This is a genomic window from Gimesia algae, assembly GCF_007746795.1.
GTDB lineage: Bacteria > Planctomycetota > Planctomycetia > Planctomycetales > Planctomycetaceae > Gimesia > Gimesia algae.
In genome coordinates this window covers 2,476,225-2,490,933 of sequence record NZ_CP036343.1, presented here as the reverse complement: position 1 = coordinate 2,490,933, position 14,709 = coordinate 2,476,225, and the positions used below count along the sequence as shown (strand labels likewise).

Annotated in this window: 14 protein-coding genes; 6 read left to right on the top strand and 8 right to left on the bottom strand. The window is 46.8% G+C overall.

Annotated elements, in window-relative coordinates; translation table 11 throughout:
* Positions 1 to 26: 26 nt before the first annotated feature.
* Positions 27 to 506: an alkaline phosphatase family protein gene (locus tag Pan161_RS09040; RefSeq protein ID WP_145226019.1), complete on the bottom strand. Its 480-nt coding sequence runs from the start codon at positions 504 to 506 to the stop codon at positions 27 to 29.
* A gap of 504 nt (positions 507 to 1,010) precedes the next feature.
* On the opposite strand from Pan161_RS09040, the gene Pan161_RS09035 reads away from it, so the two are divergent.
* Entirely contained in the window at positions 1,011 to 1,616 is a 606-nt protein-coding gene (locus Pan161_RS09035) for an ANTAR domain-containing response regulator (protein WP_197995788.1), read from the top strand.
* Between the two features lie 5 nt (positions 1,617 to 1,621).
* On the opposite strand, the gene Pan161_RS09030 is transcribed toward Pan161_RS09035, so the two are convergent.
* The 6 genes from Pan161_RS09030 to Pan161_RS09000 all read right to left on the bottom strand — a co-directional run bounded on the left by Pan161_RS09030 (position 1,622) and on the right by Pan161_RS09000 (position 5,857).
* Positions 1,622 to 1,897, bottom strand: coding sequence for a GlsB/YeaQ/YmgE family stress response membrane protein (locus Pan161_RS09030; protein WP_145226015.1), 276 nt, complete (start codon positions 1,895 to 1,897; stop codon positions 1,622 to 1,624).
* 80 nt (positions 1,898 to 1,977) lie between these two features.
* Positions 1,978 to 3,375, bottom strand: coding sequence for a DUF2254 domain-containing protein (locus Pan161_RS09025; RefSeq protein WP_145226013.1), 1,398 nt, complete (start codon positions 3,373 to 3,375; stop codon positions 1,978 to 1,980).
* A 271-nt stretch (positions 3,376 to 3,646) separates the two neighbouring features.
* Positions 3,647 to 4,618: a PRC-barrel domain-containing protein gene (locus tag Pan161_RS30495; protein WP_197995787.1), complete on the bottom strand. Its 972-nt coding sequence runs from the start codon at positions 4,616 to 4,618 to the stop codon at positions 3,647 to 3,649.
* Between the two features lie 216 nt (positions 4,619 to 4,834).
* Positions 4,835 to 5,041 carry a CsbD family protein gene (locus tag Pan161_RS09010; RefSeq protein ID WP_145226011.1) on the bottom strand — a complete coding sequence of 69 codons (207 nt, stop codon included), beginning with the start codon at positions 5,039 to 5,041 and terminating at the stop codon, positions 4,835 to 4,837.
* Between the two features lie 109 nt (positions 5,042 to 5,150).
* The gene (locus Pan161_RS09005) at positions 5,151 to 5,342 is read right to left on the bottom strand and encodes a hypothetical protein (protein WP_145226009.1); all 192 of its coding nucleotides are present in this window, start codon (positions 5,340 to 5,342) and stop codon (positions 5,151 to 5,153) included.
* 128 nt (positions 5,343 to 5,470) lie between these two features.
* Positions 5,471 to 5,857: a PRC-barrel domain-containing protein gene (locus Pan161_RS09000; RefSeq protein WP_145226007.1), complete on the bottom strand. Its 387-nt coding sequence runs from the start codon at positions 5,855 to 5,857 to the stop codon at positions 5,471 to 5,473.
* A 295-nt stretch (positions 5,858 to 6,152) separates the two neighbouring features.
* On the opposite strand from Pan161_RS09000, the gene Pan161_RS08995 reads away from it, so the two are divergent.
* Positions 6,153 to 7,613, top strand: coding sequence for an ISNCY family transposase (locus Pan161_RS08995; protein ID WP_145232574.1), 1,461 nt, complete (start codon positions 6,153 to 6,155; stop codon positions 7,611 to 7,613).
* Positions 7,614 to 7,803: 190 nt separating this feature from the next.
* On the opposite strand, the gene Pan161_RS08990 is transcribed toward Pan161_RS08995, so the two are convergent.
* A complete protein-coding gene (locus tag Pan161_RS08990; RefSeq protein ID WP_145226005.1) occupies positions 7,804 to 8,100 on the bottom strand; it encodes a PRC-barrel domain-containing protein in 297 nt (98 codons plus the stop codon).
* A 450-nt stretch (positions 8,101 to 8,550) separates the two neighbouring features.
* Here Pan161_RS08990 and Pan161_RS08985 point away from each other — a divergent pair, with 450 nt between their 5' ends.
* The 4 genes from Pan161_RS08985 (at position 8,551) to Pan161_RS08970 (ending at position 14,702) form a co-directional block, all read left to right on the top strand.
* The gene (locus Pan161_RS08985; RefSeq protein ID WP_145226003.1) at positions 8,551 to 10,017 is read left to right on the top strand and encodes a sigma-54-dependent transcriptional regulator; all 1,467 of its coding nucleotides are present in this window, start codon (positions 8,551 to 8,553) and stop codon (positions 10,015 to 10,017) included.
* Between the two features lie 647 nt (positions 10,018 to 10,664).
* Positions 10,665 to 10,832, top strand: coding sequence for a DUF1328 domain-containing protein (locus Pan161_RS08980; protein WP_002647858.1), 168 nt, complete (start codon positions 10,665 to 10,667; stop codon positions 10,830 to 10,832).
* A gap of 130 nt (positions 10,833 to 10,962) precedes the next feature.
* A complete protein-coding gene (locus Pan161_RS08975; protein ID WP_145226001.1) occupies positions 10,963 to 11,259 on the top strand; it encodes a hypothetical protein in 297 nt (98 codons plus the stop codon).
* A gap of 212 nt (positions 11,260 to 11,471) precedes the next feature.
* Positions 11,472 to 14,702 carry a PAS domain S-box protein gene (locus Pan161_RS08970; protein ID WP_145225999.1) on the top strand — a complete coding sequence of 1,077 codons (3,231 nt, stop codon included), beginning with the start codon at positions 11,472 to 11,474 and terminating at the stop codon, positions 14,700 to 14,702.
* Positions 14,703 to 14,709 lie beyond the last annotated feature (7 nt).

Below are 14,709 nucleotides of genomic sequence, written 5' to 3'. Positions count from 1 at the left end.
TTTCAGAGAGCAGAATCATGCAAATCTCAGGCCAGACTGTTCACCCTTTTCTTAGTTTTCGGATACCCTCTAGTCTCATGTGCCACGGTACCTCGATACCACATAAAGTTGACTACCGCATCCGTCAGAGATCCATGCTGCTCGATGTATTCGAAGATCGTAGGAACCAGCAGACGATCTCTGTTCAATTTAATTTGAAAATCATTAATATAACGTCCCATGCCCTCATTCATGATTGCTTGCAGATCGGAACCAAAATAAGCGATTTCATCCCAATCGCGGTCATACCAGTAAGCACCGCTGATTCCATGCTCGAACGGATATGCTCCTGTAGCCAGGGTACAGGTGGCAGCTGGTGTAATGGATGGGAAAATGGAGGTACATTCCTCGCTCAATACACCATGTTCAATGAGTTGCTGGAAATGAGGCAGCAAGCCTTTTCTCAACGCTGGCTGGACAACTCGGGATGCCAGTGCATCAATAATGACTAATATGACTTTTTTCATATTCGCGATATCGCTCCAGGTCGGAATTCTGGTTTCTGTGTGAGTACCGACCAATAAATCAAGAGAGAAATAATGGGATTACCATTTCAGTATAGAAAGGACAATTCGAGTAACTTTGGCGCATCACATTTAACCATAGCGTCTGTCAATCTAATATGCTCGATCCAAATGGACCTGAAGACGCTACAGTAAAACTGGACACAGTCTAGATCGCGTCACATTTAAGCATAGGGCCTCTCGTGTCATTATACTCAGTCCAAATGCTCGTGGAAACGCTACAAAAAACTGGACACAGTCTAGATGTCTCAGCAATATTAAACATTGAGTCTACCGGTACTTCCTGAAGTTCAAAAATAGAACTCTGATTCGATTAATCGATATCATAAAAATATCGCGTATTTTAAAAACCGGAGAGATGGTGTAAACACTGACGATATGGTTTAATAGGACCTGATTGTATTTTTTTATATGAATTTGAAATCTATCAGGGGGCAGGAAATTTCGATGATGGAGATGGAATCTCTGCAGGTTCTGATTGCACATGGTAACAGTGAAACTCTGCAGCTTATCCAGAAAGCAGTTCGTAAACTGGGCCATCAGATCATGGGGACTGTTCAAACAGGGGAGGCGATTATCCAGGCTTGCACCCGTCAGCTTCCGGATCTCGTTATCAGTGGTGTGAAAATGCCAGATATGGATGGAATACGCGCACTGACTCTGGTGGGAAAAGATACTCCGATTCCGGGAATCATCGTCACCCCCAAGAGTGATCTGGAACTGGTTGAGACTGCTGCACTTGATCATATTATGGCCTGGCTCGTAGAACCAATTCGGGTAATCGACCTTGCTCCCAGTATTCTATTAGTGCATCGTCGAGCTGCAGAATTCGCTGAACTCAAACAGGAAAACCAGGACCTGCGTGCCGCTTTATGTGCTCGGAAAACTATCGAACAGGCAAAGGGAATCCTGATGAAAACAGCTGGTCTGGATGAAGAAACAGCATTCCGACAACTTCAAAAAATGGCCAGTCATAAACGCATGAAACTGATTGAAATTGCCCAGGCAATCATTGCCGCCGAAGGCGCGTTCGATCTTATTCAGAAAGACTGAACCTTTCATTTCTTGCGAAATGAAATAAGACTCAGTAGCGATACAAATAATGCAGCTCCGATGATCGACCACAGAATCGGAAATGGCTGATCCCCAAAGTCCACCGTCATTAATTCAGGTAGCCCCAGTATACTGGAAAGCCAGGTGCCTAACAAAGCGCCAATGAATCCCAGTGCGATGGAAGTCAGGCAACCGCCACGCGAATATCCTGCCAGTGATTGTGCAATACCGCCACAGATGGCAGCAACGAGAAGTAATAATAAAAATTGAAAGATTCCCATAATCGTGTTCCTCTCTCGTGATTGACATTTTTAAGTGGGAAAAAAAATTGATAGGCCCCAGCCTACGACAGGTTCTGCTCTTATTTAGAAGGAAGTCCCGGTTCCAATATCTCCTTTAAGTGATGTAAGGCCCGCTGAAATTTATTTCGGTCTGCTTGTATAGTGTGGTGGTCTTCAAATGCGTTCTGTAATGCTTCGGCTTCCTCACGGATCACCTTCAGGTCTTCGGGGCGAGAGGCATGGCTGGCAATTCCAGACAAGGCCTCCAGCATCTTGAGAGCAACTGCGGTGCTACTGGCGCCATATTCGCGAATCATTCCGAATGAGCAAGTCAAAACCTCTGCAAAATCATCTGCAGAGGTTACTAATACCCGTGGTACTGATTCGCTGTCCCGCTGAATCTGAGCAGGTCTGGCACGCTCTACAAACCGACCCATTGCACCTCCCAGTCGATCCACACAATTCATCGCTGTAAAGGGGTCGTTGATACCCGGAGAAAGTGCCCGCACCGCGATTTCAACCAGCTCCAGTGCTGCATAACTCACATCCTGCCGTGGAGTGCGACGGGACCCTATAATGATAACACGATGAATGGTATTGGTAACTGATGTTGCCTGCTCTTCCCGCTCCTCTTCTGTTTCAGTCGGATCCTGGAACCAGACGCGCGCCAGCAATCGTTCTTTGGTAATGTAATCGCCAGGTTTACACAGCAATTCAACGACACCGTTCAGTTCCGTCGCTAGAGAGATCAGGCTGCCGCCATCGATCCCCTCGATATAGCCCTCCTGCTCTGAGGGAACGGTTACATTATTTTTCCCTACTCCGGATAAGATTTCCTTGAATGTCTGACGTTTCAGATCTTCAGGCTGTTCCACATCAGCTTTATTCTGTGCTTCCTCTTGCATTCGTTCTGGAAACAGGCGATTAATGGCTTCTTCCAGATCACGAGAGACTTCAGTGATAATGGTGGGGGCCTGTATGGCGGTTGCTACATGATGAATAAACCAGATCAGCATGCCCATGCTGATCAGTCCCAGAATCAATCCCACAGCAGTTCCTACCTGAGGAGTAAATGCAGGACTGTCTCCATGGGCTTCTCTTACATTCTGCAAGACCAGCATACAATACAGACTGGTACCAACATATTGACCTATCACCAGATCAGCAATGCTGGCTCCCATGACATTTCGCACCAGCCGGGAACCATACTGCGAAGACGCGATTGATAAAGACAGGATTGTGATGGAAAATACGACCCCCGCCAGCGCAATGGTTGCTCCGGCTACCGAGGATAATGTCGAGCGGGCAGCGTGCGCAGTAGTAGAAAACCAAGTGAGTGAATGGTCTGACGTAATCAGCATACTATCCAACTGATTCGTGCCGAACGCCAGCAAAATGGCCATCAAGGACATGATCGTGGGGACGAACCAGAAGCTGGTCCGGAATGAATCCCATAGATTCTCAAATCGAGCTCTCATCCGCAGATGTTCCTCCTCATCGTTGCTGTGTTGCTTAAGTGGTTCAGGAATAGTTACGAATGAAGTGTATTCAATTATGATACGGTGATGGTTAAAAATGATAGAAAAAAACACTGTGAGCAGTAAATCACTCCTCACAGCGTTCGGAACTCTGGAGCTTTGTTAAATTCTAGAGTGTGTCCAGTTTTACTGTTGCGTCTTCAAGGCCATTGGGCCGAGTACAATAGATTGAGAGACGCCAGGGTTAAATGTAATACGCTCTGGCACTGACTCAGGTATCGAGTTTTACTTTCAAATCACGATCTTTACCATTGATATCAATGCGGTAACGTTTATGAAGTTCTTTGGAGAAATCCGGATCTGCGAAGTCAGGCCAGTGATCCTCATCAAATCCCTGTGCACCTTCCAGCTGTTGCTGTGTGACATTTAAAATCAGAATCTGCTCTTCAGGGTCTTCTGGATTCTGTTTCAATTTGAAGGCTTTGAACGGCACTGCAAACATTTTGTTACCGACGCCGAGGAATCCACCGTAGGTGACTGCTGCATATTGAACATTTCCCTGTGTAACATTGATGGCAATATCTTTGATTTCACCAACGCTTTTTCCTTGTGAATTCTGAATGTTCATGCCATTTAACTGACTGACTCGTACATTCGTTCCCGATGTTTTGGAGTCTAATTTACTGGTTTTGGCCTGACGCTTTTCGTTCTTGCTCATTTTTTTACGTTTTACATCATACCGTTTGTTAATATCAGCAAGATAGCTTGCATCCGCGAAGTCTGGCCAGTGATCCTCATCAAAACCAGTCGCACCTTCCAGCTGCTTCTGCGTCACATTGAGAATCAGTGTGTGCTCATTTGGTGAATCAGTCTTCTGTTTGATGTTGAAGGCTTCAAAGGGCACTGCAAACATTTTATTTCCCAAACCCAGGAAACCTCCGTAGGTGACAGCCGCATATCGGACTTCCCCTGTCGAAGTATTCATAACCAGATCGCTGATTTCGCCCAGGCTCTGTCCCTGAGGGTTTTCGATGTTCATACCGATCAATTTACTTGAGCGAGTCACAATTCCCGCTTTTTTCATACGTTTCGTTTCAGATTTATCACCCGTGTGTGCTTTGGAATTATCAGGCGTTGCTGCTTTCTCTTCATTCGGATTGTCAAAAGCACAGGTGCTTCCGGCCAGGCATAGAGTAGCGACGCTAAACGCAAAAATACTTGCGAGTGCAGTAGAACGTTTCATGTTATTTCTCCCTCGGGAATCTTAGAAATTGAAGTTAGATATGACCAGAAGTAACTATCACAGCTGATAATATTTTGAATGAGATAAGACAGCAGACTGAATCTAAACGATAGGTATTTAAATCCGTATGAGCGAATATTCGCCGGCAGTCCTGAGTTATCTACATGGATTATTATCAGCTGTTGATAGTTTAATTAACGACCATGTTTTATAGTCTTAGCAATGGCAAGAGCTTTCAAACTGAGCAACCTGTTTTTCTGCTTCTTCTTTAGCGATGCCATAGCGTTCCTGGACTTTTCCGACCAAGTCTTCGCGTTTACCATCAATCTGGTTAATTTCATCATCAGTCAGCTCTCCCCATTTCTGTTTAGCCTGACCTTTGATCTGTTTCCATTTTCCTTCGAATTGATCTGAATTCATCATTTTTCTCCTACATTAAAATTTTGGAAGTAAAATTTTTAAATCAGTAACATGCTGCTGAGACCAGAACGATGCTCAGCGAACATCAATCTTGAGAACAGCTCCTTGGGAGCTATTCTTTCTTTTTGAGATCCACACCGATGTCACCATCGGATTTGTCTCGCTCAATTTCGAGTTCTCCGTTGGGAGTTTCAATATCAAGAACTTTTTCTTTTTCTTCACAGCCCGCCAGGGTGAACGAAGTTGCCGACATCAGTAGCAGAGACAGCGATAAAAAACATGAATTGATGATGTGATTTCTCATAACGGTTTCCTCTTATTTATCATTCTTAGAACTGACCTGGCTCGCTATAGGCGCACCGGTAGCCCGTTAAAAACTAAGGTTAGACAGCTTTGTCACGCCAGATTGGTATTCAGGAAATTCCTGCTGTTCTACCAGTAAGTGGGACGTCCATAAAAATCATAGAGTTGAGCTTCATATGCACGATTGACAGGCAGGCGAGGATCATATTCCGGAGCATTCTCGACCTGTGATTTTGTTAAATCCACATGTGCCTTGCGATCGTCCCAGGTAAAATGAGTGATCCAGTCGAATGCAATGATCACTTTCTTACCTGGCAGCCAGTTACGGGTATCAATTACAAGATATCGTAAACTCCAGCTTTCTGTATCCACGATCATGTCTTCTACATGCCCGAGCGACTCTTCCATACATTGAATTTTGTAACCAGTGATTTCCTCAACACTCCGTAAGTGGGGATCACCATTCCTCGAAGCCACGCGTTCTTCAAGTTCAGCAGTCGCCGTGGGCCGATTCATAATAGGAGTGGGTGAACTCCCCCAGTAAACAGGCCAATTATAGAATGACGTTAATGCTGATTCGTACTGACGTGAAACAGGCTGGTCTGTCTCCACTAAAGGCGCTGATTCAATATTTGCCTTTGAAAGTACCGTTGGTAATTCATAGCTAGTGTCTGACCCGAAAGCGTTTTGGTTCGTAAATAATAGCGTGAAATTGTGAGAACGCTCCTCGAAGATGAGGCATTGATCCGTATTACTTGTTGAAAAGACAGTTAAAACGGAATCAACACGTTCAATCTTCGAGGAGCCAATGATGCGAAAATCATACTCGAATCAGCTGCGACTGGACAGCGTTCCGATCGAACAGGTGGAGTTAAATCTGGAATCGCGGGATCGCATCGTTCCCATTCTTCGCGCTCTGCAGTTCCTGTATTCGGACCGCAGGCTTGTCGATGACATTCTGCAGTGGATCGCCGCCGACGTTAACGGTGACAGTCGCACCGACACAGGTCGAACGGGGATGGAATACTGGCATATCTGTGTGCTGGCAGCCGTGCGACTGGGTTGCAACTTCACCTACGATCAATTGCAGGACCTTGCTGAAAATCACCGCAAGCTGCGCGCCGTCATGGGAGTCGGCGACTGCGATGACAGGCCCTTCAAATGGCGAACCATCCGCAACAACATTCGACTCCTGCGACCGGAAACCATCGCACGCATCAACCAGGCCATCGTCAGTGCAGGACACTCGTTTGATCCCACTGCGATCGAAAAGGTCCGCGCCGATTCGTTCGTGATGGAAACGAACATTCATTATCCCACGGAAAGCAGTTTGCTGTACGACGGGCTGCGGAAAATCATTCCTCAGTGCGTGAGGCTGGCCGAAGCACATGGCGTGAACGGATGGCGTCAGTATGCTCACCTCTTGAAAAAAATCAAACAACTCAATCGAGACATCAATCGCATCGCGACAAAGAAAGGCCCCCGCTACAAAAAGCGGCTCCAGCCGCTTTACCGCGAACTCCTGCAGAAAGCGGACATCTTGACGCAGCGTGCGCGCGACCTCTGCCTGGTCACGGGCCAGCGATTACCGGAGATCGCCGACCTGTTCGGGCCGAACACGCTGCAGGCGTTGATCCTACGCACAGAACGCGTCGCGGACACGACCCGGCGACGTATCATCCACGGCGAAGCAGTTGCCAACAGCGACAAGCTCTTCAGTATTTTCGAGCCGCACACTCAGCTTTACAAACGTGGCAAAGCCGGTCAGCCGATGCAGTTTGGTCGACAGGTTCTGGTATTCGAAGATGCGGCTGGCTTCATTGTGCGCGCCGTTTTGATGAAACGCGATGAAGGCGACAAACAAGTGGCAGTCCGTGAAACGAAGTCTTTGCAAAATGACTTTCAAAACGGTGTGAAGCGTCTGTCGTTCGACCGTGGATTTCATTCGCCCGACAACCAGAGAGAATTGTCTGAGCTTGTCGATCATCTGTGTCTTCCCAGAACCGGCGTCAAGCAGTCGGCGGTTCAACTGGTCCAGGCCGATGACGAGTTTCGATCGGCTCAGCAGAATCATTCGGGAGTGGAATCAATGATCGGAGCGTTGCAGAGCGGGAACGCGATGAAGCGATGTCGCGACCGTTCGGAGATCGGTTTTGAACGCTACATGCAACTGGGTATTCTGGGGCGAAACCTGCACACGCTCGGTCGGATGCTCATCGCCCGGGAGAACCAAAACGCGGCCGCCGCTCACAGTCGCCGCAAAGCGGCCTGAGACAGTCGCGATCCATACGAGAGAGCAAAGCCAGGGAAGAGCGTACGCGCTGTAGTGCCAGATAAAATCGAAATCCCGGCCAAAATCACCCGAACGCAGCCAGCGGAGACCCGATATCAACAATCTCCACGATCCACTACCATCGCGTTAACACATAAAATTCAGCACGAACCCACTTTCGGGACACCCACTAGCTATCTAAATCTGGCTGTTCAATAGCGACAGGGGAGATGAGAACCTGACGATCTGAAAGCCATCCTCCGGTATCTACCACGAGATAACGCATGATGTTTGTTTCATCATCAAATAGAAAATTATTAACGGTTCCGCACTCTCCATCGGTAGCCAGAACTTGGTATCCTTTGAGTTCATTTGTGCTTCGAAACATTTCTGTCTCCTTTCCTGGTTCTGTCTGAAGACGAAATGCAGATCGTGTGCCAGTCGGTGGATTTTCCATTGATTTAGGAGGGATTTCATTGTTTACCATGCACAAGGCTCTTTATTTTCTGTCAAAATTACTGTTTTCATATTATTCTTGGTCTTAATCTTTGCCTCGGAGATTTCATTTATTACATATTCTGATCGACCGCTGAGAAACCGGGATGCTTGACAATCAGTCAGCACGTCAATGAAACCCAGTCAGTCAATAAAAAAAGCCCTGCGGCGTACATGGTTAGTTCGCCGCAGGGCTGTCATAGGCCTGCTCGTGACCTACTCCGGGAGCTGGTCATTGATACTTAAAGTGTAACGCGGGGCTATATACAGTCAATCTATCATAAATCGGATTTCCATTTATATTTCTTCTTTTAGCAGAGAAGGAAAACGGATTGTCATGGATTTTCGTTTCTTATCTTTGTAATGCAGAAATTGTATTGCTAGAATGGCGCAGTTCAGCACTAGCGATACTTTCAAATAAATAATCAGTTCGGAATAAATTATGTCTCAGGCATTAGTTGTGGATGATGACCGTACGGTACGGGAAATGGTAAGACGGTCACTCGAAAAAGTGAATGTAGACGTCACCACTGCAGGCACAGCTGATGAGGCTCTGGAAGCGATTCGCGCGAGTTCTCCTGAAGTTGTGCTACTGGACATCATGTTGCCCGGTGTTTCTGGATTAGATGTTTTTCGTGATATCCATAAACTGGATCGACGTTTACCAGTCGTGTTTATTACATCTTCCAGCGAAAGTAACCTTGCCATCGAAGCCATGCAACTGGGGGCGTTTGATTATCTTGCCAAGCCACTGGATCTTCCCAAACTGAACCAACTGGTCCACAAGGCGATTGAGACACGTCGGTTGATGAATATCCCGGTTGCATTGCCGGTAGGCGATACTAAATCCAGTAAAGGAGATCAGTTTGTAGGTCGCAGTCCACAAATGCTTGAGGTATTCAAGGCAATCGGACGCGTTGCTGCGGAAAACGTCAACGTTCTAATCCGTGGAGAAAGTGGTACTGGTAAAGAACTTGTCGCCAGGGCAATCTATCAGCACAGTCCCCGCTCTAAAGAAAGTTTCATGGCCGTTAATTGTGCCGCTCTCACGGAAACACTCCTGGAAAGTGAACTGTTTGGCTATGAAAAGGGGGCATTTACAGGTGCAGACAGACAGCGAATCGGTAAATTCGAACAATGTAATGGCGGGACAATCTTTCTCGATGAAGTGGGAGATATGTCACAACTGACGCAGGGAAAGGTATTACGTCTGCTGCAGGAACAGAGATTTGAACGGGTCGGTGGTAATAAAACGATCGAAACCGACGTCCGCATTATCGCAGCCACGAACCGCAATCTGGAAGAGATGGTTAAAGCTGGTTCATTTCGAGAAGATCTGTTCTACCGTCTCAATGGAATGACGATTTCGCTGCCTCCTTTACGTCAACGGGGTGATGACATCGCATTACTGGTCGAGCATTATCTGAATGAAGCCTGTTTCGAAATGGGGCGTACAGAAACAGAAGGGGTCTCTTCAGAGGCTCTGGAGTTGATGATTCAGTATCCCTGGCCTGGAAATGTCAGGGAACTTCAAAGTGTGGTTCGGCAGTCTCTGTTGAAGAGTACTTCTCCGATCATTGTTCCTTCATTTTTACCGGATGAATTGTCCAGGCGATTCAGCACGCAGACTGCCTCGTTAGAGCCCCAAACTGACGTCGTTGGTGATGATTTACCATTAGCTGATTTACGTTTGTTTGTAGATCAACGACTCGCGCAACAATCAACAGATCTTTACAGCGAAACACTGGAAGCCATGGAACGCTATCTGTTGACGCGAATTCTGAATGAAACGGGCGGTAATCAGACTCGCGCCGCAGAAATTCTTGGCATCACTCGCGGCAAGATTCGAGATCGTATTGCCCAGTTTGGCATCTCTCTTGAGAAAACCGTCAGTATTGATGATGACTAGAACGCATCACATTTAACCATAGCGTTTCACAATCTATGATACTCGGTCTAAATGGCCCTGGAGACGCTACAGTAAAACTGGACACAGTCTAGCCTCTGCTCGGGTTTAATGTAGCGTCTTCAGGAATCTCTGGGTTGAGTCTCATAGATCGAGAGACGTTAATGGATGCGCTCCAGGTTGAGCCGTTTTTGAAAACGCTTCTGTCGGCAGGCAGCGAGATTTTCCGCTCAAATGCTCCCCGTGATTCCTGTATTTACTCATACAGTTCTGGACCGGGGAGCCAGTTCTTAACAGATCTGCAAACGGTCGCTTAACGCGCAAGCAAGCTTCCCAGCGAGCGATCAGCAATCGATCATGCTCATTGAAACCATGAGTTCTCGATTCATGTACAGAATTTAGCAAAGTTCTATCATGTTTTCTTGTAAAGCCTTATGTCAATTTATTGTCTTGTGGTTTTAACTTGGCACAGCGATTGCGAAGTCCTCTAACATCGCAGGAATGTGATTGAAATTGAAACATGTAAATTGAGTGAGCCAGGGTATTCCTGGTCGGTTGGTGAAGTTGAAATTCAATACTCCCAGCCGGATCGGAATTGAAAACCCGGTTTCAAAGGAACTTACAATCCCACTAATTGAAAGGGTATCACCATGTTGAGTTGGGCATTAATGTTTTTAGTAATTGCTCTGGTAGCAGGTCTGTTTGGGTTTGGTCTGGTTGGCGGAATGGCCTATGGCGCAGCAAAGATCTGCTTCTTTATCTTCCTCGTATTAGCGGTAATCAGCCTGCTGACGGGTAAGAGAGTTCCCACAGAATAAGTGTTTGAATAAAGCCTAAAGTGCTTGATTCGAAACTGCTGAGACGACCGACCGGCGACATTCAAAAGAGTGTCGTCGGTCCGGTTTATCATACCTGTCAAGTCGCAGGTCAATTTGCTGGAGAAAACAGATGCAAAACGTAATCATTATCGTTCTGATCATTGTCGCGGTTGCTGCCATGGTATTAGGTGGTTGGATTTCGTTTGCTGAGATGGATGACAGTGCAACCATGACGATCCATAAAAATGAAGTCAAAAAAGATACGGAACAGGCAGTCAAAAAAGGAGAAGAATTCGTTGAAGATGCAGCCAGAGAGGGACGCAAGTTACTCGACAATACAGAAGATGCTGCAAATTCTGATGAGCCTTTTAAGGGAGAATCAGATCTCAATCGTGATCAATCAGAAGCTTTAGAAACACCCAAGTGAATTAACAAATGGATTGAATTTGTATTCGGGATATGCAATGCTGGAATTTGTTTCTTATAATCGCGTTTTTTTAAACTAGCCCCTCTTTAGAGTTCCCGCCTACTCTGGGTGGTCGTGGATATTTTAATTCCATTCTGTTAAATTAATGCCATTCTTCTTCAGAGAATTCACTAAAATTACTAATCAATTTTTCCAGTCGGGCACAAAAACGAATGGAACTCTCTCCAAAGCCAGAATCCCCGAATAATGCTTTATGGGCTTCCGATGACCGGTTGCAGACAATTGTCGATTCCGCAATGGATGCGATTATTACCATGAACATGGACGGTTATGTTGTTGACTGGAATCGGCGGGCCGAAGAAATATTTGGCTGGTCCCAAGAGGAAGCGACCGGAAATGCGGTTTCGGAATTGATCATGCCTTCTCAGTATCTAGAGCAGCATCTGGATGGCCTGCGGTTATATAAAACTACGGGAAAAGGAAGGGTAATCAACAACAAACTGGAGTTGACGGCTCTTCGCAGAAACGGACACGAGTTTCCGATTGAACTGGTTGTCACACAGATCGATTGGCATGATCAGATTATCTTCAATGCTTTTATAAGAGATGTATCTGACAGAAAAGAAGCTGAGCAGCTCATTGCACGCGAGAAACTTGAGGCGGCTTTATTGCAACAGGCGAGTTTTTCGTCCTCGACAAGCGATGCCCTGGAAGATGCTTTGCGAATTTGTGTCGCCAATCTGGGCGAAATTTCAGGTTGGCCCGTTGGTCATGCTTACCTGCGAGACCAGGGAGGGAATCGACTGGTTTCATCTCGTATCTGGTATCTGGCAAGTCGAGATCATTTTCTGGAATTACGCGCCGAATCAGAGAAACAGACATTTGAACGCGGCGAAGATCTGCCCGGGTACGTTTGGAATCGTGGCGAACCTGTCTGGATTACGGACTTTGAAAATGAAGAGATCATAAATCAGAAGCGAGACTTTACAGCACTGGGAGTTCGATCTGCTTTTGCATTTCCTGTTAAGCTCGATGGCGATGTGATTGCTGTGGTCGAGTTCTTTAATACCAAGCTTGCTTCTCCCGATCCGAATCTGCTGGCGCTGTCGCGCGGAGTCAGCAACCTGATCAGACATGTGATCGAACGTGTTCAATGGCAGGAAGAACGAACCAGGTTGGCTGCTATTGTGGATTCTTCGGGGGATGCGATCATCGGTAAAGCTCCCAATGGCACGATCACTTCCTGGAATAACGGAGCAGAGGTAATATACGGATGGTTGGAAGAGGAAGTAATTGGTGAAACCGTTTCAATTCTGCTACCTCCGGGAATGGGCCGGGAAGAATCTGAAATTCTGGAAGCGATGAAAACAGGGCGCAGGTTGGATCAGTTTCAGACGAAACGAATGCGAAAAGACGGTACTATTATCGATGTCGCCATTACTGTTTCCCCTATACGTGGGATAGATCATCTGGTTGTGGGTTCATCAAGCATCGAAAGAGATATCACCGCCAGGCGTCGCCGTGAAGAGGAACTCAGCAAAGCCAAGGATGAAGCCGAACAGGCTACCCGTGCTCAAGGCGAATTCCTGGCCAATGTCAGCCATGAACTTCGAACGCCGATGAATGCGATACTGGGTATGCTCGAATTGACGTTGCAGGAAAACCTGACGCCACTCAAACGGGATTATTTACAGACAGCCAAAGATTCAGCAGATTCCCTTCTCTTGCTGGTGAATGACATACTGGATTTTTCTCGACTGGAGGCGGGACGTTTTGAGCTGGAACCCGTGCCGTTTAATCTACGAGATATGCTCGACGAAGCGGTGAAAACACTTTCGTTGAGATCCTGTGAGAAAGGACTGGAATTAATCTGCCGCATCGATAAGCGGGTACCTTCTCGAGTTCTGGGCGATCCGGTTCGCTTGCGTCAGATACTGACAAATCTGGCTGGAAATGCAATTAAATTTACAGAACAGGGTGAAGTGGTTGTTGATGTCAAACTGATTGAGTTGACTGACGAAACGACTGGAGATCCCCCAAACCAGACCGAGGCAAATTCACCACCTCAACTTCAGCCGGGAGAAATGACCCAGTTGGAATTCAGCGTATCTGATACTGGTATTGGAATCGCTGCAGAAGATCAGCAAAGAATATTTGCGCCCTTTGCACAGGCTGATGCTTCGACTACGCGACACTATTCTGGCACGGGTTTAGGTCTGGCGATCTGTCACGAACTGATCGGTTTGATGGAAGGGGAAATGTACTTGAAAAGTGAACCAGGAAAAGGGAGTTGCTTTTCTTTTCAGGTCAACCTGACAGTCGCCGAACCTGAAGAATCTGATAGCGAAAACGAAAAATCATCCGTATCTGAATTACGCGATCTGCCGGTACTGGTGGTGGATGATAACCAGACAAATCGTGTGATTCTGGAAGAAATGCTGTCGAACTGGTCCATGTCGCCGACTCCAGTGGACTCAGCGGAAGAAGCATTGGATCGACTGTCCGCAGTTAATGACGAGAACAAGGCTTATCCTCTGGTGATTGTTGATGCTCTGATGCCTGAAACAGATGGTTTTATGCTACTTGAGCGGGCTCGTAAGCAAGGCTTGCTTGATTCCGCGACGATTCTCATGCTTTCTTCAGCCGATCACCAGATTTTCAGTGAACGATGCCAGGGGCTTGATATTTCCGCGTTTCTGGAAAAACCGGTTTCTCAATCTGATCTTCTGGATGCCATCATGACTGCTTTGAAAGGCCCTCAACTGGAACGGTCCAGTGTGTCCCAAATCAGAGAATCAAAACAGATTTTGAGAGTTCTGGTGGCTGAAGATACTCCTGCGAACCAGAAAGTGATTACCGCGATTCTGAAGAAGCGGGGGCATCAGTGTGTGATTGCCGATAATGGACGGGAAGCCGTTGATTATCTGCGAAATGAGTCGTTTGACGTGGTGCTGATGGACGTGCAAATGCCAACGATGGATGGTCTGCAGGCGACTGCCATGATACGCGAGAACGAATATGACTCTGGGGAGCACACTCCTATTATTGCTATGACGGCTTACGCGATGCGCGGGGATCGCGATAAGTGTATTGCTGCTGGCATGGATAGTTACATTTCTAAACCGATTGATGCCAAAAAACTGATTTTGGTACTGGAGCGACTGGCAATGCGTTATCAGAAGAAAAGCTTACGCGGGAGCAGTTTTGCTGGTTCAAAACTCTCCTATGAGGAGGCGGAAAACGAATCATTACAAAATGCTTCCCCATCTAATCAGCCGAAGGCAGATGCCCGGCCCGTCATCGATATGCGGGCAGCCCTCAAACGGGTTGGTGATGATATGGCAATCCTGAACGATATGGTCAATTTCTTTTTCGAGGACGCCCCCGGGCTTCTGAAAGAAATCAATGATCAGGCAGTAGCAGGTGATGTAGAAGAACTGTAACCGTTTC

Excerpts from the sequence above, each read along its gene's own strand:
- Pan161_RS09000 (WP_145226007.1), bottom strand. The coding sequence starts at position 5,857 with ATGAATCGGCCCACGGCGACTGCTGAACTTGAAGAACGCGTGGCTTCG.
- Pan161_RS09010 (WP_145226011.1), bottom strand. The coding sequence starts at position 5,041 with ATGATGAATTCAGATCAATTCGAAGGAAAATGGAAACAGATCAAAGGT.
- Pan161_RS09035 (WP_197995788.1), top strand. The coding sequence starts at position 1,011 with ATGATGGAGATGGAATCTCTGCAGGTTCTGATTGCACATGGTAACAGT.
- Pan161_RS09030 (WP_145226015.1), bottom strand. The coding sequence starts at position 1,897 with ATGGGAATCTTTCAATTTTTATTATTACTTCTCGTTGCTGCCATCTGT.
- Pan161_RS08970 (WP_145225999.1), top strand. The coding sequence starts at position 11,472 with ATGGAACTCTCTCCAAAGCCAGAATCCCCGAATAATGCTTTATGGGCT.
- Pan161_RS08975 (WP_145226001.1), top strand. The coding sequence starts at position 10,963 with ATGCAAAACGTAATCATTATCGTTCTGATCATTGTCGCGGTTGCTGCC.
- Pan161_RS09040 (WP_145226019.1), bottom strand. The coding sequence starts at position 506 with ATGAAAAAAGTCATATTAGTCATTATTGATGCACTGGCATCCCGAGTT.
- Pan161_RS08990 (WP_145226005.1), bottom strand. The coding sequence starts at position 8,100 with ATGGTAAACAATGAAATCCCTCCTAAATCAATGGAAAATCCACCGACT.
- Pan161_RS09025 (WP_145226013.1), bottom strand. The coding sequence starts at position 3,375 with ATGAGAGCTCGATTTGAGAATCTATGGGATTCATTCCGGACCAGCTTC.
- Pan161_RS08980 (WP_002647858.1), top strand. The coding sequence starts at position 10,665 with ATGTTGAGTTGGGCATTAATGTTTTTAGTAATTGCTCTGGTAGCAGGT.
- Pan161_RS09005 (WP_145226009.1), bottom strand. The coding sequence starts at position 5,342 with ATGAGAAATCACATCATCAATTCATGTTTTTTATCGCTGTCTCTGCTA.
- Pan161_RS08995 (WP_145232574.1), top strand. The coding sequence starts at position 6,153 with ATGCGAAAATCATACTCGAATCAGCTGCGACTGGACAGCGTTCCGATC.
- Pan161_RS08985 (WP_145226003.1), top strand. The coding sequence starts at position 8,551 with ATGTCTCAGGCATTAGTTGTGGATGATGACCGTACGGTACGGGAAATG.
- Pan161_RS30495 (WP_197995787.1), bottom strand. The coding sequence starts at position 4,618 with ATGAAACGTTCTACTGCACTCGCAAGTATTTTTGCGTTTAGCGTCGCT.